At 68.5% G+C, this 20,207-nt stretch carries 20 protein-coding genes and 1 riboswitch; of the genes, 12 read left to right on the top strand and 8 right to left on the bottom strand.

The genetic code is table 11. From position 1 onward, the window contains the following. The first annotated feature begins 39 nt into the window (after window positions 1–39). The 5 genes from serA to AC6CR5_RS22600 all read left to right on the top strand — a co-directional run bounded on the left by serA (window position 40) and on the right by AC6CR5_RS22600 (window position 6,763). Window positions 40–1,239: a phosphoglycerate dehydrogenase gene (gene serA, locus AC6CR5_RS22620; RefSeq protein WP_006386855.1), complete on the top strand. Its 1,200-nt coding sequence runs from the start codon at window positions 40–42 to the stop codon at window positions 1,237–1,239. A gap of 179 nt (window positions 1,240–1,418) precedes the next feature. Then, window positions 1,419–1,943 (top strand): sigma-70 family RNA polymerase sigma factor, encoded by a 525-nt coding sequence (locus AC6CR5_RS22615; protein ID WP_047993025.1) that lies wholly within the window; start codon window positions 1,419–1,421, stop codon window positions 1,941–1,943. Further along, complete coding sequence (locus AC6CR5_RS22610) at window positions 1,943–2,956, top strand: FecR domain-containing protein (RefSeq protein ID WP_498084972.1); 1,014 nt, start codon at window positions 1,943–1,945, stop codon at window positions 2,954–2,956. The genes AC6CR5_RS22615 and AC6CR5_RS22610 overlap by 1 nt, the downstream gene beginning before the upstream one ends. A 250-nt stretch (window positions 2,957–3,206) precedes the next feature. Beyond that, a complete protein-coding gene (locus AC6CR5_RS22605) occupies window positions 3,207–5,588 on the top strand; it encodes a TonB-dependent receptor (protein WP_155871768.1) in 2,382 nt (793 codons plus the stop codon). Next, on the top strand, window positions 5,588–6,763 hold the full coding sequence (locus AC6CR5_RS22600; RefSeq protein ID WP_498084971.1) for a PepSY-associated TM helix domain-containing protein: 1,176 nt from the start codon (window positions 5,588–5,590) through the stop codon (window positions 6,761–6,763). The genes AC6CR5_RS22605 and AC6CR5_RS22600 overlap by 1 nt, the downstream gene beginning before the upstream one ends. A gap of 31 nt (window positions 6,764–6,794) precedes the next feature. Here the strand turns inward: AC6CR5_RS22600 and AC6CR5_RS22595 are convergent, their stop codons facing one another. Together AC6CR5_RS22595 and AC6CR5_RS22590 are read right to left on the bottom strand one after the other, a co-directional pair. Beyond that, window positions 6,795–7,403 (bottom strand): HD domain-containing protein, encoded by a 609-nt coding sequence (locus tag AC6CR5_RS22595; RefSeq protein ID WP_054483603.1) that lies wholly within the window; start codon window positions 7,401–7,403, stop codon window positions 6,795–6,797. Window positions 7,404–7,475: 72 nt separating this feature from the next. Next, the gene (locus AC6CR5_RS22590) at window positions 7,476–8,351 is read right to left on the bottom strand and encodes a LysR family transcriptional regulator (RefSeq protein WP_006386853.1); all 876 of its coding nucleotides are present in this window, start codon (window positions 8,349–8,351) and stop codon (window positions 7,476–7,478) included. 141 nt (window positions 8,352–8,492) lie between these two features. Here AC6CR5_RS22590 and AC6CR5_RS22585 point away from each other — a divergent pair, with 141 nt between their 5' ends. Genes AC6CR5_RS22585 through AC6CR5_RS22570 form a run of 4 tightly spaced genes read left to right on the top strand, consistent with a single transcriptional unit; the run spans window position 8,493 to window position 11,507 of the window. Then, on the top strand, window positions 8,493–8,924 hold the full coding sequence (locus AC6CR5_RS22585; protein ID WP_498084970.1) for a VOC family protein: 432 nt from the start codon (window positions 8,493–8,495) through the stop codon (window positions 8,922–8,924). 24 nt (window positions 8,925–8,948) lie between these two features. Continuing rightward, on the top strand, window positions 8,949–9,683 hold the full coding sequence (gene pxpB, locus AC6CR5_RS22580) for a 5-oxoprolinase subunit PxpB (RefSeq protein ID WP_054439324.1): 735 nt from the start codon (window positions 8,949–8,951) through the stop codon (window positions 9,681–9,683). Beyond that, on the top strand, window positions 9,680–10,681 hold the full coding sequence (locus AC6CR5_RS22575) for a 5-oxoprolinase subunit C family protein (protein WP_049053066.1): 1,002 nt from the start codon (window positions 9,680–9,682) through the stop codon (window positions 10,679–10,681). The genes pxpB and AC6CR5_RS22575 overlap by 4 nt, the downstream gene beginning before the upstream one ends. A gap of 55 nt (window positions 10,682–10,736) precedes the next feature. Next, window positions 10,737–11,507 (top strand): LamB/YcsF family protein, encoded by a 771-nt coding sequence (locus AC6CR5_RS22570; RefSeq protein WP_026385182.1) that lies wholly within the window; start codon window positions 10,737–10,739, stop codon window positions 11,505–11,507. An 88-nt stretch (window positions 11,508–11,595) separates the two neighbouring features. On the opposite strand, the gene AC6CR5_RS22565 is transcribed toward AC6CR5_RS22570, so the two are convergent. Next, entirely contained in the window at window positions 11,596–12,297 is a 702-nt protein-coding gene (locus AC6CR5_RS22565) for a GntR family transcriptional regulator (RefSeq protein ID WP_024067588.1), read from the bottom strand. 110 nt (window positions 12,298–12,407) lie between these two features. Then, window positions 12,408–13,046, bottom strand: a complete 639-nt coding sequence (locus tag AC6CR5_RS22560; RefSeq protein WP_006386844.1) for a trimeric intracellular cation channel family protein — start codon at window positions 13,044–13,046, stop codon at window positions 12,408–12,410. 259 nt (window positions 13,047–13,305) lie between these two features. Between AC6CR5_RS22560 and AC6CR5_RS22555 the strand changes: the two genes are divergently transcribed. Beyond that, a complete protein-coding gene (locus AC6CR5_RS22555; protein WP_006386843.1) occupies window positions 13,306–14,175 on the top strand; it encodes a universal stress protein in 870 nt (289 codons plus the stop codon). Window positions 14,176–14,212: 37 nt separating this feature from the next. On the opposite strand, the gene AC6CR5_RS22550 is transcribed toward AC6CR5_RS22555, so the two are convergent. From AC6CR5_RS22550 to AC6CR5_RS22535, 4 genes are all read right to left on the bottom strand, one after another. Beyond that, entirely contained in the window at window positions 14,213–15,493 is a 1,281-nt protein-coding gene (locus AC6CR5_RS22550) for a muropeptide transporter (protein WP_080684560.1), read from the bottom strand. 69 nt (window positions 15,494–15,562) lie between these two features. Continuing rightward, on the bottom strand, window positions 15,563–16,177 hold the full coding sequence (gene metW, locus AC6CR5_RS22545) for a methionine biosynthesis protein MetW (RefSeq protein WP_006386841.1): 615 nt from the start codon (window positions 16,175–16,177) through the stop codon (window positions 15,563–15,565). After that, entirely contained in the window at window positions 16,174–17,445 is a 1,272-nt protein-coding gene (metX, locus tag AC6CR5_RS22540; RefSeq protein WP_020925391.1) for a homoserine O-succinyltransferase MetX, read from the bottom strand. The genes metW and metX overlap by 4 nt, the downstream gene beginning before the upstream one ends. Then, a riboswitch (SAM riboswitch) is annotated at window positions 17,435–17,516 on the bottom strand. Its footprint overlaps the gene before it by 11 nt. A gap of 147 nt (window positions 17,517–17,663) precedes the next feature. Beyond that, complete coding sequence (locus AC6CR5_RS22535; RefSeq protein WP_054448549.1) at window positions 17,664–18,419, bottom strand: GntR family transcriptional regulator; 756 nt, start codon at window positions 18,417–18,419, stop codon at window positions 17,664–17,666. Between the two features lie 182 nt (window positions 18,420–18,601). Between AC6CR5_RS22535 and AC6CR5_RS22530 the strand changes: the two genes are divergently transcribed. Together AC6CR5_RS22530 and AC6CR5_RS22525 are read left to right on the top strand one after the other, a co-directional pair. Next, complete coding sequence (locus AC6CR5_RS22530; protein WP_006386838.1) at window positions 18,602–18,883, top strand: UxaA family hydrolase; 282 nt, start codon at window positions 18,602–18,604, stop codon at window positions 18,881–18,883. 30 nt (window positions 18,884–18,913) lie between these two features. After that, window positions 18,914–20,089 (top strand): UxaA family hydrolase, encoded by a 1,176-nt coding sequence (locus tag AC6CR5_RS22525; RefSeq protein ID WP_006386837.1) that lies wholly within the window; start codon window positions 18,914–18,916, stop codon window positions 20,087–20,089. Window positions 20,090–20,207: the final 118 nt, after the last annotated feature.

Raw genomic sequence — 20,207 nt, 5'->3', positions numbered from 1 at the left:
AATAAATAAAACGCATTTCTCACCCGACCCCTGGCAGTCATGGCACACATCGTCCTGTTCGAGAACATCCACCCGAGCGCCCGCGCCGTCTTCGAAGCCGCCGGCTACACCGACATCGTCACGCACGCCGCGGCCCTGCCGCCGGCGCAGCTGCAGGACGCCCTGCGCGGCGCCCAGGTCGCGGGCATCCGTTCTCGTACCCACCTGGATGCCGCCCTGCTGTCCGGCAACCCCGACCTGCGCGTGGTCGGCTGCTTCTGCATCGGCACCAACCAGGTCGACCTCGACACCGCCATGCAGCGCGGCATCCCGGTGTTCAATGCGCCCTTCTCCAACACCCGCTCGGTCGCCGAGCTGGTGCTGGGCGAAGCCATCCTGCTGTTGCGCCGGATCCCCGAGAAGAACGCCCGCGTCCATCTCGGCCACTGGGACAAGAGCGCCGCCGGCGCCTTCGAGACCCGCGGCAAGACGCTCGGCATCGTCGGCTACGGCAACATCGGCTCGCAGATCAGCACCCTGGCCGAAGGCCTCGGCATGCGCGTCATCTACCACGACGTCGAAGCCAAACTGCCGCTGGGCAACGCGCGTCCGGCCGGCTCGCTCAACGACCTGCTGGAACAGGCCGACGTGGTCACCCTGCACGTGCCCGGCGGCAAGTCCACCGAGAACATCATGAATGCGGAGACCATTGCCCGCATGCGCCGCGGCGCCATCCTCATCAACGCCTCGCGCGGCACCGTGGTCGACATCGACGCCCTGCACGCCGCGCTCAAGTCCGGCCACCTGGCGGGCGCCGCGCTCGACGTGTTCCCCACCGAACCCAAGGGCGCCGACGAACCGCTGGCCAGCCCGCTGATCGGCCTGCCCAACGTCATCCTGACCCCGCACATCGGCGGCAGCACGCAGGAATCGCAAGAGAACATCGGCCGCGAAGTGGCCGAGAAGCTGGTGCGCTTCCTGCAGGCCGGCACCACCAAGGGCGCGGTCAACTTCCCCGAACTGCCCTACCTGGAACAGGCCGGCGCCACCCGCATCCTGCACGTGCACCGCAACGCCCCCGGCGCGCTGGGCACGCTGGACAACCTGATGGCGCAGCACGGCCTGAACATCGTCAGCCAGACGCTGCAGACCAAGGGCCAGATCGGCTACGTGATCACCGACGTCGACGGCGAGGTCGATGATTTGGTCATGACGACGCTGCGCGATCATCCGATCACCGTGCGCTGCGACCGGCTGTAAACGGCGGCGCTCTGGACGAAAAAGGCCCGCTCGCGCGGGCCTTTTTCCTGGGTCGCGGCGGCAGCGTCAGGCGGGCCTGGGTCTGCCGGCATTGCGCGACCTATCGAACTTCAGTTATAAACGATAACCATTCCTATCCATATTGAAATAGGCGTTCCTCCCGCGTCTGGGTCCGTCCGATGTCCGCCGCCGATCTCCCCGTGCAGCAAGACCTGCACGCTCTTTACAGCGATCATCACGGCTGGCTGCTGGGATGGCTGCGGCGCCGCCTCGGCAATGCGGCGGATGCCGCCGATCTGGCGCACGACGCCTTCCTGCGCCTGATCGTCCGGCCCGCGCCCGATGGCTTCGCCAGCGCCGGCGCCGCCCGCGCCTACCTGCGCACCATGGCGCAGGGCCTGTGCACCGACCTCTGGCGCCGCCGCCAGGTGGAACAGGCCTGGCTTGACAGCCTGGCCGCGCAGCCCGAAGCCTACGCGCCATCGCCGGAGCATCAGGCGCTGGTCATCGAAACCCTGCTGGAAGTCGGCGAATGGCTTGGGCGCTTGCCGGGAAAAACCCGCACAGCGTTCATCCAGGCTCAGATACATGGGCTTTCCAGCCGCGAGATCGCCGACCAGATGGGCGTATCGCTGCGGATGGTACAGAAATACCTGGCCCAGGCCATGCTGCACCTGGCGTTGATCGACGCCGGACTCAATTAATGGCAGCGCCCCGCCCGGCCGTGACGTCGGGCCTCTCCCAGGCGGATTATGAAAGCCTGAAAGTCGCGGCCGAGTGGTACGCCCGCCTGCAAAATGCCGATATCGACGCCCGGCAACGACTCGCTTGGCAACATTGGTTCGACGCGCGGCCCGAACACCGCAGCGCCTGGGCCCACGTCGAAGCGGTGAGCCGTCGCTTTGCGGTGCTGCGCGTCGATGGCGAACGCGACGCCGCCGAGCAAGCGGTCCAGATCGCCTCGCACCGCCCCTCCGCGCGCCGTCGGGCGGCGAGCCGCATCCTCGCGCTCGGCGGTGTCGGCATGCTTGGCTGGCTGGGCTGGCTGGGCTGGCGCTTCACGCCACTGCCCGCCGTCGTGACGGCCTGGCGTTCCGACTATGCCACCGGCATCGGCGAGCAACGCCAGCTCGTCCTGGACGACGGCACCCGCGTCTGGCTCAACACCCGCAGCGCCATCAACGTGCGCCTCGACGAGACGCAACGCCTGCTGACCCTGACCGGTGGCGAGATTCTCACCGATACCGCCAAAGATGCGCGCCAACGCCCGTTCTTCGTCGACACCCGCTTCGGCCGGCTGCAGGCCCTGGGTACCCGCTACACGGTCAGGCAGGAGGACCACGACATCCTGCTGGCCGTCTACGAGGGCCAGGTAAGAATCCGCACCCTCTCCGGGCAGGAAACACTGGTACGCGGCGGCGAACAGAAGCGCTACACCGCCAACACGATCTCCGAGGCCGCACCGGCCGATCCTGCCCGCGAAGCCTGGTCTCGCGGCGTGATCCTGGCCGAGAACCTCCCGCTGGACGATCTGGTCGCGGAACTTGGGCGCTATCACGTCGGCCACACCGGCGTGGATCCTCGCATCGCCGGCCTGCGCGTCGTGGGCCGCTACCCGGCCAGCGACCTGCCGCGCACGCTGTCGATGCTCGAACGCGAATTGCCGATCCGCATCCAGCGCACCTTGCCGTGGTGGACGACGCTCGAACCGAAGTAAGGCCTTTAAGAAAAATCGACGCCTCGGTTCGCTTTTACGCGGCTCGTTCGATCAACAGGGAGAGAGGACCAAGCAGACCCGTGTCGCGTCCCCGCCGCCCGGCCCGCCCGGACAGCCAGGCGACGCCCGGCGCACAAGCCGCGGCCCTCTCCTTGCCCATCCCTGCTCCAAGGAAGACCGCTCCATGCGCCGCCCTCGCCTCCCCGCCCGCCCCGGGTCGTTCAATCCCTCATCGCCTCGGCCCGTTGCCATGAATCGCGTGTTGCGCGAGACCGTGCTCGGCACGCTCCTGATGACCGCGCTGGCCCCGGCGGCCCATGCCCAGGACGCCGCCCGCGCCGTCAGCGCCACTCATGCCTATGACGTGCCCGCGGGCCCCCTGGCGGGCGCCCTGAGCCGCTTTGCCGAACAGGCCAACATCCTGCTCAGCGTGCCGGCCGACATGACCGCCGGCAAGACCAGCCCCGGCGTGCGCGGCGCCCACAGCGTCGACAGCGCGTTCCGCGTCCTGCTCGCCAACACCGGCCTGGAAGCCGTGCGCCGGGCCGAGGGCGGCTACGCGCTGCGGCCCGCCCCGGCGACATCCGCCACCATCCTGCCCGCCGTGGTGGTGAGCGGCGCCAGCGCCTCGGCGCTGCCTGAAGCGTACGCGGGCGGCGAAGTGGCGCGCGGCGCGCGCATCGGCCTGCTGGGCAACCGCGACTTCCTGGACACCCCGTTCAGCGCGACGTCGTACACGGCCAAGCTGATCGAAGACCAACAGGCGCAGAACATTGGCGACGTGCTGGTCAACGATCCCTCGGTCCGCAACACCTATTCGCGCGGCGCGGGCCGCGACGAATTCAATGTCCGCGGCTTTACGCTGTTCAACTACGACGTCGCCTACAACGGCCTGTACGGCATCTCGCCGCGCAACGCCACGTCATTGATCGGCATCGAACGCGTCGAGGTGCTGCGCGGCCCCAATGCGCTGCTCAATGGCATGGCCCCGTTCGGCTCGATCGGCGGCTCCATCAACCTGGTGCCCAAGCGCGCGGGTGATGAACCGCTCAACCGCATGACGCTGTCGTACATCGAGAACAACCAGTTCGGCGCGCAGGCGGATATCGCCCGTCGCTTCGGCGAGGATGATCGTACCGGCGTGCGGCTGAATGTGCTGCGCAGCGGCGGCGACATGAACATCTCCGGCGCCGGCGAAGACCTGGGCGCGGTCTCGCTCGGCCTGGACTATCGCGGCAACCGCTTGCGCATCGACGGCGACATCAACTACCAGAACCGCGTGACCGATGCCCGCAGCGGCCTGCTGTTCCCGCCCGGCGGCGGCCAGGAAATCGGCCAGGCGCCGGACCCAAAGCGCAACTTCTTCCCCGACTGGACCTACTGGAAGGCCAAGGAATGGAGCGGCGACGTCCGCGCCGAGTATGACCTTTCCGATGACTGGACCGTCTATGGCGCGCTGGGCGCCCGCAAGCACGACTTCGAAAGCCTGCAGACCACCTGGCTGATGCTCGACTCGGCCGGCCGCATCGGATCCGTGCCCGCCCGCCTCAACGAACGGCTGCTAAGCAAGACCGGCGAGGTCGGCATCCGCGGCCGCTTCGATACCGGCCCGGTCAAGCACGAGCCGACGCTGTCCGCCAGCTTCCTCGATATCGACTATTCATCGGCGCGGGTGCGCTCGTCCACGGTGTTCTCGGACCTGTACGATCCCGTCGATCTGGCCAAGCCGAACATCGCCAAGCCCACCGACCTGGGCAAGACGAGCGAAACGCGGCTGTACAGCGTGGCGCTGGCCGATACGCTGTCCGTGATGGACGGCGCGGTGCAGTTGACCGCTGGCCTGCGCCAACAGCGCGTCCAGTCGGTCAACTACAACCCGGCCACCGGCGACCGCACCTCGGACTACGGCAAGTCGGCCGTCACGCCGGCCATCGCGCTCGTGGTCAAACCGACCCACCGCCTGTCGCTGTACGGCAACTACATCGAAGGCCTGAGCCAGGGCGGCACGGCGCCGGCGGAAGCCGTGAACGCCGGCGAGACCTTCAAGCCCGACGTCTCCAAGCAGTACGAGATCGGCGCCAAGTACGACTTCGGCACGGTCGCGGCGACCTTGAGCGCGTTCCAGATCGAGCAACCCAGCGCCTACGTCGACCCCGATACCCTGCGCTACCAGGCCGACGGCCGGCAGCGCAACCGCGGCGTCGAATTCCTGCTGCAGGGAGAACTGATGCCGCGCGTGCGCCTGCTGGGCGGCGTGGCGTACACCAATGGCGTGCTGACCAAGACCGAAGGCGGCCTGAACGATGGCCGCGCCGCGCCGGCGGTGCCGCGCTGGCAGTTCAACGCGGCGGCGGAATGGGACACTCCGTTCGTGCAGGGCCTGACCTTGACCGCACGCATGCTACGCACCAGCACCCAGTACGTGGACGCGGCCAACACCCAGCAACTGCCTGGCTGGACCCGTTTCGACGTGGGCGCGCGCTACGCCATGAACATCAACCGCACGCCGGTGACGTTGCGGGCGACGGTGGAAAACGTGTTCAACAAGCACTACTGGCAATCCGCCGCGCGCGAAGGGCTGACGGTTGCCGCGCCGCGCACTCTGCTGCTGTCCGTGACCGCGGAATTCTAGTGCGGCCGCAAGCCCGCGCCACGCCCGGCGCGCGACCGCCGGCGTCCTCATCGCGGCGCGCGCCGGCGGGGCGCGGCAAGGCCTGGTATCGGATCCACAAATGGTCCAGCCTGGCCTGTACGCTGTTTCTGCTGGTGGTCTGCCTCTCGGGCCTGCCATTGATCTTCGATGAAGAGATCGTGACCTGGCTCGACCCCTCGCCGCCCTGGTCCACGCTTGCGCCGGGCACGCCGGCGCCGTCGCTCGACGCCATCATCGCTGCGGCGCGGGCGCGCCATCGCGCGCACCGGGTCGTCGACGTGGAAGTCTTGCGCGATCCGCCCCGCATCACGCTCGGGCTCGCCCCCGGGCCACAGGCCGCCGCCTGGACGCCGTCGCTGCGCCTGGAGTTCGATGCGCGCGACGGCTCCCCGCGAGCCGCCATCGCCGATTCGGACGAAGGGCTGGGCAGCCGCATCGTGACGCTCATGACGCGCCTGCACATCGATCTCTACGGCGGTTTGCCCGGCCAGTTGTTCCTGGGCGCCATGGCCCTGCTGTTCTCGCTGGCGGTGATATCGGGCGTGGCGCTGTATCACCCGTACATGAAAAAACTACCCTTCGGCACCGTCCGCGTCCACCGCGCGCGCCGCCTGAAATGGCTGGATCTGCACAACCTGCTCGGCATCGTCACCGTGGTCTGGGCGCTGATGATGGGCCTGACCGGCGCCCTGCACGAACTGGCGGTTCCCTTCTTCCGCCATTGGCTGTCGACCGAGGTCCAGGTCGCGATTTCGCCCCGGATCGATACTCCCCCGGCCAGCGCCACGGCCTGGGCCTCGGTGCAACAGGCCTATGCCACCGCGCGGGCCGCCGTGCCGGGCAGGCAGGTCGAATCGCTGCGCTTTCCCGATGCCAGCCTGGGCCTGCCCCGCCACTATCTGCTGTGGGCCAAAGGCGACACCGCCCTCGGCGCGCACCTGTTCGACGCCGTCCTGGTCGATGCCCCCACGGGCAAGCTGACCGCGGTGCCGGACATGCCCTGGTATCTGCGCGCGCTGCAGTTCTCGCGGCCGCTGCACTATGGCGACACCGCCGGCCTGCCGCTCAAGCTGATCTGGGCCGCGCTCGACCTGGTCGTGATCGTGATCCTGGGAAGCGGCCTCTATCTCTGGCGCCGGCGCGCCGGGCAATAGCGACACCCGGCCCAGGGCCTCGACGGCCGGCTCAATCCACCGCGTCGGGCGCCGCCAGCGAAACTCCCGCGAAATGCGCCGCCACCCAGCGCTCACAGACTTCCCACAATTTCGGCGCCCCGCGCTGGATGACCGGACCGTAGCGGGCCAGCACCTGCTCGCGCGACACGCCGTTCTCGGTCCAGGTGCCGCCGCCCGTGAACACGTTGATCAGCAGCGGCTGGAAGCGGTCCAGCGCCTTGGCGAAGCGCGCGTCTTCGCTCTCGGCCTGCTCGAATTCCCGCCACAGCGCCAGGAACTCATCGCCCTGCGGCGAGGGCAGCAAGCCGAACAGCCGCTGCGCCGCCTTGTCCTCGTGCTCGGCCTGCCAGGCCGCCGACGATCCGCCGTGGATCGGGAAATCGCCGACGTCGATCTCGACCACGTCGTGCAGCAGCAGCATCCGCATGACCCGCTGGGTATCCACCGGACCGCTCGCGTATTCGCTCAGCACCAGCGCGTACAGCGCCAGGTGCCAGGAATGCTCGGCGGAATTCTCCTTGCGGCTGCGGTCCAGCAGCGGCGATTGCCGGACGACGGTCTTGAGCCGGTCGATTTCGCGGAGGAATTGCAGCTGTTTTTCCAGTGAGGTCGATGCCATGGTGTCCTGCGTGGGTGGCGGTCTTGGCGCGAATGCCGATCGCATCCCCGACACTGTACCGCCCTGGCTGGCTCAGGGCGCCAACGCGGCCCCCGCCGCCCGCGCCAGGCACTCGGCCATCTTGCCGCGGACGCTGCCGGCGTCGAACGGCAACCGCCCGATGAGGCCGATCTCGCGATGAAACGCCGCATCGCCCAGCGACACCAGCCGCAGGCCGTCCGTATCCAGGCCGCGCAAGCGCGGCAGCAGCGCCACGCCCAGTCCGTGGCGCACCATGTTGGCGATGGCCTCGATCTCGTCCAGCTCCACGGCCTCGTGCACCGTGATGCGCTGCTTCTTCAGGAACAGGTCCACCACGCGCCCGCCGAACGACGCGCGGTCGTAGCGGATGAAGGGCTGCGCCGCCAGCACCTCGCGCCACGGCGCCAACGCCATCGCGGCCGGCATGGCCAGCACCACTTCCTCGCGCAGCAACGGCTGCCAGCCCAATTCCGGCGGCAGCGCGAACGGCGGCCGGATCAGCAGCGCCATGTCGACCTCGCCGGCGTCCACCTGCCCCAGCAGCGACAGCGACACCCCCGGCACGATCCGCACCCGCACGTCGGGGTAGCCGGCGCGGAACTCGCCCAGCGCCCGCACCAGCAGGTCCTGCTGCACCGAGGCGATGGCGCCGATGCGCAGCGATCCGCTGACGTGGCCGGCGCCGGCCGTGGACGCCATGCGCTCGGCCATGGCCACCAGTTCCTCGGCCTGCGGCAGCATCTCGCGGCCATGGTCGTTGAGCACGGCGGCGCGCGCGCTGCGGTCGAACAGCGCCACGCCCAGATAGTCTTCCAGGCGCTTGATCTGCGCGCTGACGGCCGACTGGGTCAGGCCCAGCTGGGCGCCCGCCCCGGTGAAGGTGCCATCGCGCGCCACGGCGATGAAGGTCTTGAATTCTTTGATCACGATCAATATTTTCGATGCTAAGACACAAAAAATATCGTTTTTCAATCAAAAAAACAATTCATAAACTAGCAGCTCAGGACACGACCCGATAGCGATCGTCCGCATTCTGAATTACCTTTTCCGCCTCATCCGGAGCTTTTCATGACCGCTCAAACCAACCTGCCGCCGTTCCACCTGGCCTTCCCGGTCCGCGACCTGGCCGAAGCCCGCGCCTTCTACGGCGAAAAGCTGGGCTGTCCGGAGGGCCGCAGCTCGCCCGAATGGATCGACTTCAACTTCTACGGCCACCAGATCGTCGCCCACCTGGCGCCCAGCGAGTGCGGCCACAAGGCCACCAGCGCGGTCGATTCGCACAATGTGCCCGTGCGCCATTTCGGCGCGGTGCTTTCCATGGAACAATGGGAAGCCATGGCCAAGCGCCTGACCGATGCCGGCGCCGAGTTCGTCATCGAGCCCTACATCCGCTTCAAGGGCGAAGTCGGCGAACAGGCCACCATGTTCTTCCTGGATCCGTCGGGCAACGCGCTGGAATTCAAGGCGTTCAAGAACCTGGATTCGTTGTTCGCCAAGTAATCCGTCTCTACAGGTTTCGTGCCGTTGAACGCAACACCAGACCCATCTTCTTCGGCCGAAGCCACCTGGCGCATCCAGCCCCAGGGTGACCGCTGCCTCATCGTTTCTTTCGGCGACCGGATCGACGCCGCCGTGGGCCGCACCTGTCTGGCGGCGGCGCGCAAGCTGCGCGACGCCGGCCTGCCGGGGGTGACCGACGTGGTGCCGTCGTTCGTGGCGGTGGCCGTGCATTACCGACCCGACGGGCTGGGCCACGGCCCCACCTACGCCGACCTGGCCGAGCGCATCGAAGCGCTGCTGGCCGACGGCATCGCGGCCGACAATGCCGCCGGCCGCGAGGTCGACGTACCGGTCTGCTACGGCGGCGAGCACGGGCCCGACCTCGACGAGGTCGCCCGCGCCGCCGGCCTGACGCCCGACGAAGTCATCGCCCTGCACAGCGGACCGCGCAGCATGGTGTTCATGCTGGGCTTCGCCCCCGGCCACGCCTACCTGGGCGTGCACGACGAAAAACTGAACCTGCCGCGGCGCCCCTCGCCGCGCACCGCCGTGCCGGCCGGCGCGGTGGCCATCGCCAACCGCCAGACGGTGATCTACCCCAACCGCCTGCCCGGCGGCTGGCACATCATCGGCACCACGCCGCTGACCATGTTCGACCCCGCGCGCGAGCCGGCCGCCTACCTGCAGCCGGGCGACTCGGTGCGCTTCGTGCCGATCAGCGCCGACGAATTCGCGCGCCTGCGGGGGAACCGGTCGTGAGCATCACCATCATCAAGCCGGGCATGCTGTCCAGCTTCCAGGACCGCGGCCGCGAGGGCTACCAGCACCAGGGCATCCCGGCCGCCGGCGCCATGGACGAACGCGCCCACCGCCTGGCCAACGCGCTCGCCGGCAACAGCGGCGACCCCGCCACGCTCGAAATGACCCTGACCGGCCCGACGCTGCGCTTCGACGCGCCGGCCTGCTTCGCGCTGGCCGGGGCCGACCTGGGCGCCACGCTCAACGGCCAGGAGATCCCGCAGCACCGGCCGCTGGTGGCCCGCGCCGGCGACACGCTGGCCTTCGGCGCGCGGCCCGCCAACGGCGTGCGCGGCTACCTGGCGGTGCACGGCGGCTTCGCGCTGGCGCCGGTGATGGGCAGCGAAACCACCTACCTGCGCAGCGGCTTCGGCGGCTTCGAGGGCCGCGCGCTGGCCAAGGGCGACCAGGTCGGCTTGCGCCAGGCGCTCGATGGCCACGGCCTGGACGCGCTGCAAAAGGCCCTGTGGGACCTGCGCATCTACCTGCCCGGCACGCTCGGCCACAAGCAGCGCGACGCCATCCGCTTCCTGCCCGGCATGCAGTGGCAGGAATTCTCCGAAGCCAGCCGCCACGCCTTCGGCGGCTCGGAATTCCGCATCAGCCCGCAGTCCGACCGCATGGGCTACCGCCTGCAGGGTCCGGCGCTGTCCATGAGCCAGCCGCGCCAGATGCTGTCCGAGGCGGCCTGCTTCGGCACCGTGCAGGTGCCGTCGGGCGGCGAGGCCATCATCCTCATGGCCGACCGGCAGACCACCGGCGGCTATCCCAAGATCGCGCAGATCGCCAGCGTCGACCTGCCCTTGCTGGCGCAGTACGCGCCGGGACGCGCGCTGCGGTTCGCCATGATCGAACTCGACGAGGCGCAACGCCTGGACGGCGAGCGCGAACGCGCCTTCGCCCAGTTGCTGGACGCGCTGGCGCCGCTGCGCGCGCTGCTCGGGCCTGGCCACCCTTGAGGCCAGCTCGCAAGCGCCCCCGAATAACCGCCCGAACCTCCACAGGAACCCCATCATGAGCACAAGCATCGACCTGAACTGCGACATGGGCGAAAGCTACGGCGCCTGGAGCATGGGCAACGACGCCGCGGTGCTGGCCTTCGTCAGCTCGGCCAACATCGCCTGCGGTTTCCACGGCGGCGATCCCGCCACCATGCGCAAGACCGTGGCCGCCGCCCTCAAGCAGGGCGTGGCGCTGGGCGCGCATCCCAGCCTGCAGGACCTGGTGGGCTTCGGCCGCCGCGCGATCCCGATCACGCCGGACGAAGCCTACGACATCACGGTCTACCAGATCGGCGCGCTGGCCGGCGTGGCCGCCTCGCAAGGCGCGCGGCTGCATCACGTCAAGGCGCACGGCGCGCTCTACAACATGGCCGCCAAGGACGAAGGCCTGGCGCGCGCCATCTGCCAGGCAGTCAAGGATGTGGACGCCACGCTGCTGCTTTACGGGCTGGCGGGCAGCAAGCTGATCGACGCCGCGCGCGCCATCGGGCTGGCCGCGGCCAACGAGGTCTTCGCCGACCGCTCCTACCAGGACGACGGCTCGCTCACGCCACGCACCCGCGCCGGCGCCATGATCGAAGACGTCGACCAGGCCGTGGCGCAGGTGGTGCGCATGGTCCGCGAGGGCAAGGTGCGCTCGGTCGACGGCAGGGACGTGCCGGTGCAGGCCGACACGCTCTGTATCCACGGCGACCAGCCCAACGCGCTGGTGTTCGCGCGCGCCATCCGCGAGGCGCTGGAACGGGCCGGCATCGCCGTGCGCACGCCGTCCGCGCGCGCCTGACGCCGCCATTCGCGGGCGACGGGCGGCACTGTTTCGATGACGCAGCAAGAACGCGTCGGCGCCTCGGGCGCCGGACGCGGTCCCGCGGTTACGCGCGGCCGTAGCGCGGCGCGGGTTCCTCGGCGTCCTGCAGCGAGGCCTCGTGGTAGGCCCGCAGGATACCCGGCAGCACATCCAGCACGTAGCCGCGGGTCAGTTCCGCGGCGCGGTCGAAATCGCGGCTGGCGAGCGCCTGCGTGATGCCCTGCGTATAGGTCTGCAGCCTGTTCGATTCCATGGTCTGCCGCGCCAGCAGGTAGCGCAGCGGCTCGACCTGTTCGTACAGCTTGGTCAGCACCTCGGCCAGCGGGGCGTTGCCGGTGAAGCGGGCGCCGGCCAGGTAGAACTCGCGCAGCGCCGCGATATAGGCGCGCACGTCGCGCTTGGCCATGGCGGCGGCGATCGCCTCGTCATAGGCGCGCAGTTCGGCCACCAGCGGCGAAATGTCGTCGATCTCGGCGACTTGGCGGATGCAATAGGCTTCCAGCTCCGCGCGCAGCTTGTACAGGTGGCGGATCTGGGTTTCGGAATACAGGGTGACCCGGAAGCCTTTGCGCTGGACATGCGTCACCAGGCCGCTCAGTTCCAGCAGACGCAGCGCTTCCCGGATGGGACTGCGGCTGGTGCCGAAACGCTGCTCCAGTTCCTGTTCCCGCAATGGCTGCCCGGGCCTGATAGTGCCATCCACTATCAACTCACGAATCTGTTCCTGTAGGAAGTACGGAATCGTGGCGGGCGCTTTGACGTCCAATCGGCTCCCCTTGTACTGCTGATGCAAGTATTGCGACAGCGACAAGATACTAGAAATTTATTGAAACACAAATAGGAAAATTGTTGCAGGAATGAGGTCCGGCGCGAACCTCAATGCCAGTCGTCGCGGTACACGAACTTCGGCATCTGCCAATTGAAGCGCAGGGCCAGCAGGCGCAGCGCCAAGCCGACCGCCAGCGCGATGGGCACGGCAGCGTTGGCCGGCAGCCCCAGGGCCTGCGCGCCCAGGTACAGCGCCCCGGTCACCACCGACACGCTGGCGTACAGCTCCTTGCGGAACAGCAGCGGCACCTCGTTGCAGAGCACGTCGCGCAGCACCCCGCCGGCGCAGCCGGTGATCATGCCGCTGATCAGCACCACCGTGATCGGCAGCTGCATCAGTTGCGCGACCTGGCAGCCGATGACCGTGAACGCCACCAGGCCGAGCGCGTCCGCCAGCAGGAAGACGCTGCGCAGGCGCCGCATGACAGGCGCGATCAGGGCGGTCAGCAGCGCCGCGCCCGCCGTCATCCACAGGTATTCGGGATGGACCACCCAGGTCAGCGGATAGTGCCCCAGCAGCACGTCGCGCAGCGAGCCGCCGCCCAGCGCGGTGACGCAGGCGATGATGCAGACGCCCATCCAGTCCATGTCGCGCCGGCCGGCCGACAGCGCCGCGGTCATGGCTTCGGCCACGATGGCGACCAGGTAGAGCGTGTGCAGCAGGGCGGGCGAAAGGTCGTAGAACATGGAACGGCAAGGGGGAGGGACGAAACCCGCGGGCGCAACGGCTGCCCGGCACGGGCGACAGGCCCCATTGTATTGACACGGCATCGCCCCCCGCCATTGCCGCCGCCCCCCATCCTCCCTTACGCTGGAAGTGCGTTGATATCGGTCAAGCCCCGGTCCGCGCCCTGGCGGGACAATGGGGGTGTGCCCGCAAGGGCGATATCGGCCGGCCGGCGGGCTAGCGGGAGCCACCGGCCCGGCCCCATCTCGGGAGAAACGTATGTCGCAACAACCTGGCCCCATCCTACTGGCCACGGATCTCAGCGCGCGGGGTGATCGCGCCCTGGATCGCGCGCTGCAACTGGCCAAGGAACTCGATACCAAGCTGGTCGTGCTGCACGTCATGGAAAACCACGGCGTGTCGGCGCGCCTGACCACGCCGGTCTGGCGCCGGCTGGCCGCCGACCACAAGGCGGTGGCCGAGCGCGAACTGGCCGAGGACCTGGCCAACGCCGGCGTGGCCACCGAAGTGGTGGTGGTCACGGGCGATCCCCTGGTCCGCATCATGGAAACCGCCGACAGCTTCGGCTGCTCGCTGATCATCGCCGGCATCGCGCGCGACGAGACGCTGGGCCGCCTGCTGCTGGGCACCACGGTGGAAAAACTGGTGCGCCAGGCGCGCCAGCCGGTGCTGGTGGTCAAGAACCGTCCGCGCAAGCCGTACCGCGACGTGCTGGTCGCCACCGACTTCTCGGCCGGTTCGCGCCAGGCGCTGCGCGCCGCGCTGCAACTGGTGCCCAACGCCGACCTGACGCTGTTCCATGCCTATGACGTGCCGTTCCAGGGCAAGAACGTGCCGGACGACGCCGTGACCCGCAGCTTCTACCACGCGGCCGAGCAGAGTTCGCGCGAGTTCATCGCCGAAACGCCGGAACTGGCCAACGTGGCGCCGCCCAAGGTCGTGATGGAATGCGGCCAGCCGGAAACGGTGCTGTCGGAATATTCCTTCAACCATCGTTCCGACCTGGTCGTCACCGGCACCCATGGCCGCACCGGCCTGTTGCGCACGGCCATCGGCAGCGTTGCCGAACGGCTGCTCGAAGCCCTGCCCAGCGACGTGCTGATCGTGCGCCTGGCCGGCGAGGAGTGACGCGCCGCGCTGACGCCGGGGCCCCCGGGCCCCGGCGTCAGGCGTCGCCGTCCTGCATCATGGCTTCGATGCGGCCGCGCAGCAGGTGCAGCAGCACCAGGCCCGGCAGCGCGATCACCACCGTCACCAGGAAGAACCCGGGCCACCCCAGGTGCTCGACCAGCGGCGGCGTCAAGGGTCCGGCCAGGTAGGTGCGACCCACCGCCGACAGTGCGGACAGCAGCGCGAACTGCGTGGCCGAGAAGCGCTGGCGGCACAGGGCCATCAAGAGCCCGACGAACGCCGCCGTGCCCAGGCCGCCGCACAGGTTTTCCAGCCCGACCGCGGCGCCCATGAGCCAGATGCTCTTGGGGCTGACCGCGATCACCCAGTAGCCCAGGTTGGACACCGCCTGCAGCAGCCCGAACACCATCAACGACCGGTACAGCGTCCAGCGCGACATGACGAGGCCGCCGGCAAGGGCGCCGACGACGGTCGCCGCCATGCCCATGACCTTGTTGACCGCGCCCACCTCGGTAGGGGTATAGCCCGCGCCGCGGATCAGGAACGTGGTCGAAAGCGCGCCGGCAAAGGCGTCGCCCAGCTTGTACAGCACGATCAGCAGCAGCACTGCCAACGCGCCGCGCCGGGTGAAGAATTCCTGCAGGGGCGCCGACACGGCCTCGCCCAGGCTGCGCGGCGGCTTGGCCACGAGCTCCGGCTCGGGCGCCCACAGTGTCGCCAGCGCGCACAGCAGCATCAGGCCGCCCATCACCACATAGGTATTGCCCCAGCCGATCCACTGGTCGGCCAGGATCAGCGCCAGCCCGCCCGAGACGATCATCGCCACCCGGTAGCCCATGACCTTGATGGCCGCGCCGGCACCGCGCTCTTCCTTGCGCAGCACGTCGGTGCAATAGGCATCGAAGGCGATGTCCTGGGTGGCCGACAGGAACGCCACCAGCACGGCCAGCAGGGCCAGCGCCTGCAAGGCCGACGACGGCGACAGCGTGCCCATGACCATGATCGCCAGCCCCAGCAGCACCTGCGTCACCAGCATCCAGCCGCGACGCCGGCCCAGCAGCGGCGGCGCATAGCGGTCCACCAGCGGCGCCCACAGGAACTTGAGCGTGTAGGCGGTGCCCACAAGGGTCAGGAAACCGATCTGCTGCAAGGGCACGCCGGCCACCGTGGCCCACGCTTGCAGGGTGCCGCTGGTCAGGGCCAGCGGCAATCCGCTGGCGAACCCCAGGACCAGCAGGGGCGCGACGCGGGGACTGGTGTAGACGTTGGATACAGCGGTAATGACGGTCTCCTGAAACGGGCCGGCCGGGCGCACGGACGGGCGCGGTGGGCTTGCGGCATTTTAGGCGCTGGCGCCCGGGCCGTCAGCCGGCGTTTCAGAATGTCAGGGCGAGGCGAAGCGGTACACCGCCAGGGTGCTGCGCCAGCTGGGGAAGGTCTTGATCTCGCGCCCTTCGTTGAAAGTGGCGCGCTCCAGGATGCGCAGGCCCAGCTCGCCGGCCAGCTGTTCGAAGTCGCGCAGCGTGCACAGGTGGATGTTGGGCGTGTTGTACCACTGGTAGGGCATCTGGCCCGTCACCGGCATGCGCCCGCGCAGGATGGCCCAGCCATGCGGCCAGTAGCCGAAGTTGGGAAACGACACCACGCCGTGGCGCGCCACCCGCGCCATCTCGCGCAGGATGTGCTCGGTGCGGTGCATGGACTGCAGCGTCTGCGACAGCACCACGGTGTCGAACTGCTTGTCGTCGAACAGGGCCAGGCCGTCTTCCAGGTTCTGCTGGATCACCTCGACCCCGCGCCGCACGCAGGCGATGACGCAGGTGTCGTCCAGCTCGACGCCCGCGCCGCGCACCTGGCGGTGATCGCGCAGGTGCGCCAGCAGCGCGCCGTCGCCGCAACCCAGGTCCAGCACCCGGCTGCCCGGTTCGATCCAGCTGGCGATGCGCGCCAGGTCGGGGCGCAGCGTGTTGACGGCGGGACGAGGAGTCACAGGATTCATGCGGAGCGTCCTTCGGTCTGAGCGGCGTCGGTCAGTCCCAATTCGCGGGCGATGCGCTCGTAATAGCCGCGTACCACGGCATGGTAGCGCGCGTCGTCCAGCAGGAAGGCATCGTGCCCGTGCGGCGCGTCGATCTCGGCGTAGGTGACGGGGCTGGAATTCTTGAGCAGGGCCCGCACGATCTCGCGCGAGCGTTCCGGCGGGAAGCGCCAGTCGGTGGTGAACGACACCAGCAGGAAATCCGCCTGGGCCGGCGCCAGCGCGCGCGCCAGGTCGCCGCCGGTCTTGCGCGCCGGATCGAAATAATCCAGCGCGCGCGTGATCAGCAGGTAGGTATTGGCGTCGAAATAGCGGGTGAACTTCTCGCCCTGGTAACGCAGGTACGACTCGACCTCGAACTCGACGTCGTAGCCGTAACGGTAGGCGCCGTTGGCGGCCGGTTCGCGCTGGGCGCGGCCGAATTTCTCGGCCATGTCGTCGTCGGACAGGTAGGTGATGTGGCCGATCATGCGCGCCACCGACAGGCCGCGGCGCGGCACGGTTTCCTGCGCGTAGTAGTCGCCGCCATGGAAATCCGGATCGGTGATGATGGCGCGCCGCGCCACTTCGTTGAAGCCGATGTTCTGCGCCGACAGGCGCGGCGTGCTGGCGATGACCACGCAGTGGGCCACGCGCTCGGGCAGCGTGATGGCCCAGCTCAGGGCCTGCATGCCGCCCAGCGAACCGCCCATCACGGCGGCGAAGCGCTCGATGCCGAAGTGGTCCGCGACCCGCGCCTGCGCCTGCACCCAGTCCTCCACCGTCAGCACCGGGAAGGCGGCGCCCCAGGGCTTGCCGGTCTCGGGGTTGATGCTGGCCGGGCCGGTCGAACCGAAGCACGAGCCCAGGTTGTTGACGCCGATGACGAAGAACACGTTGGTGTCGACCGGCTTGCCGGGTCCCACCATGTTGTCCCACCAGCCGACGTCGCTGGGGCTGTCCGCGGCCTGGCCGGCCACGTGGTGCGAGGCGTTCAGGGCGTGGCAGATCAGCACCGCATTGCTGCGCGTGGCGTTGAGCGTGCCATAGGTCTCGACCGCCAGCTCGTAGCTGGCCAGCGACTGGCCGCTGAGCAACGGCAGCGGCTCGTCGAAACGCAGGAAGACGGGAGCAACCAGTCCGACGGAACCGGGATCAGCGGCATCGGACTGCGTGAGGGTGGCGGCGGGCAGGGTCGCGAGCGCGGCACTGGCCGAATCACCGGCCAAATTCTGGGCAGGAGTGGTCATACGGACCTCTTTAGCTGGATTTATTGGAAGGCGCCCGCAAGCGGATCAGGCAAATCGGCGCCGAAAATTGGATAGTGCGGCAGGAATTCTAGCACTGCTGGCGGCGGGGACGGCAAGCGCGCGGCTCGGCGGCCGTCGGCGCCCGATCACATGGAGGCCGGCGCCGGCATGCCAGCCCCTTGCCTGCCGCCTGGTCCGGCCCCGGAACGCGCTGGCCCTCAGGCCCCCGCCTCCCAGGGCTCATGGCCCAGGTATTCGTAGCGTTCGGTATTGACGCGCGAGATGCGCCATTCGACCGGCTGGCGGTTGTACGAATAAGCCACGCGGCGGATCTCCAGCAGCGCCGCGCCCTCGGCCACGCCCAGCCAGCGCGCATGGGCGCGGTCCGCCAGGCAGGTGCGCAGGCGTTCGTCGGTCGCGATGACGTTGACGCCGAACACGTCCTGGTACAGCGCATACAGCGTGCTGGCGCGCTCGCGCAGGTGCGCCTCGGTCATGCCCGGAAAGCGCGATTCCGGCAGGCAGATGTCATCGACCATGACCACGTCGCCGTTCAACGACAGCATATTGAGGAACTCGAACACGTAGGCGCCGGCCGGCAGCCCCAGCTTGTCGCGCGCCTCGGCCGAGGCCTTGACGCGGCGAAAGCGCAGCAGCTCGGTGGCCGGGTACGACTTGTGGCCGTCCTGGCGCAGGATGCGGAAGAACTTGAAGAAGTGGTGGTTGCGGGTGTGCACCGCGACGTAGGTGCCGCGGCCCTGGTGGCGCACCAGGATGTTTTCGGCCGCCAGTTCGTCGATCGCCTTGCGCAGCGTGCCGATCGACACGCCGAAGCGCTCGGCCAGGTGCTTTTCCGGCGGAATCGCCTCGCCCTGCTTCCATTCGCCTTGGGCCAGCGCGGCAAGCACGGCCTGCTTGACCTGCTCGTACAAGGGACTGCCCAAAGGCACAGTCGATGACAGGCTGGTGTTCATGGGTGCATCGCAATAAATCCGGGGCTCCAGTGTAGCGGCGCGAGGCGCCTCTCCTCAAGTCATACAATTCATATATATGATTTAGTTGACATACTGAAAAACGAGCCATAAGATTTGCCGAACGTTGTGATCCGAAGCGCCCGCGGCACTCCGCCGCGGCGCTCACCCAGGAGGGAAAGACGATGATTCACGCCGTATTGCACGATGCCAAGGACACGGTGGCGGTCGCCGTGGTGGAAGGACTGACCGCCGGAACGGAGCTCAATGCCTGGATCATGGACGAGGACAAGATCATCCATGTGCGGGCCGCGCAGGACATTCCCATCGGCCACAAGGTCGCGATGAAGGACATGGCCGTGGGCGACACGGTCTACAAGTACGGCGTGGACATCGGCCGCGTGGTCGCGCCGATCCAGGCCGGCCAGCACGCCCATGTGCACAACATCAAGACCAAGCGCTGGTAAGCCGATCCTTCGCCCACACAGGAAACCATCATGTCCGTCATCAATGCTCAGACCACCTTCCAGGGCTACCGCCGCGACAACGGCCGGGTCGGCGTGCGCAACCACGTCATCGTGCTGCCCGTGGACGACATCTCCAATGCGGCGGCCGAGGCCGTCGCCAACAACATCAAGGGCACGCTGGCCCTGCCCCACCCCTACGGCCGCCTGCAATTCGGCGAAGACCTGGAACTGCACTTCCGCACCCTCATCGGCACCGGCTGCAACCCGAACGTGGCGGCGGTGGTGGTGATCGGCATCGAGGAAGGCTGGACCAAGCGCGTGGTCGACGGCATCGCCGCCACCGGCAAGCCGGTCATGGGCTTCAGCATCGAACTGCACGGCGACCACGACACCATCATGCGCGCCTCGCGCTGCGCCAAGGAATTCGTGCACTACGCCACCGCCCTGACCCGCAGCACGTGTCCGATTTCGGACCTGTGGGTCTCGACCAAGTGCGGCGAGTCCGACACCACCTCGGGCTGTGGCGCCAACCCCACCGTGGGCAACGCCTTCGACAAACTCTACGCGCTGGGCTCGACGCTGGTGTTCGGCGAGACCTCGGAGCTGACCGGCGGCGAGCACATCGTGGCCGAGCGCTGCGCCAACGACGCCGTGCGCGAACGCTTCATGTTCATGTTCGACCGCTACCAGGCCATGATCGACCGCTGGAAGACCAGCGACCTGTCCGAATCGCAACCCACCAAGGGCAACATCGCGGGCGGCCTGACCACCATCGAGGAAAAGGCGCTGGGCAACATCCAGAAGATCGGCAAGCAGTGCCGCGTCGACGGCGTGATCGACAAGGCCGAGATTCCCGACGGCCCGGGCCTGTGGTTCATGGACTCGTCCTCGGCCGCGGCCGAGATGGTGACGCTGTGCGCGGCCTCGGGCTACGCGGTGCATTTCTTTCCCACCGGCCAGGGCAACGTCATCGGCAACCCGATCCTGCCGGTCATCAAGATCTGCGCCAACCCGCGCACGGTGCGCACCATGTCGGAGCACATCGACGTCGACACCAGCGGCCTGTTGCAGCGCGAGATCGACCTGAACCAGGCCGGCGACAAGCTGCTCGAGTGCATGCTGGCCACCGCCAACGGCCGCTGGACCGCGGCCGAGGCCCTGGGCCACCGCGAGTTCGTCCTGACCCGCATCTTCGAAAGCGCCTGACGGCGCCCCGATCCCGCGCGCGCCGGCCGTCCGCGCCATCGCGCGGGCGGGAGCGACGCGGCGGCGGCCATGTCGCCGCCGCGTCGCCGCCCCACCGCAAACCGCAGTCCTTGCAACA

This window comes from Achromobacter sp. EG18, assembly GCF_059759395.1.
This window is presented reverse-complemented; position numbering and strand designations above follow the sequence as displayed.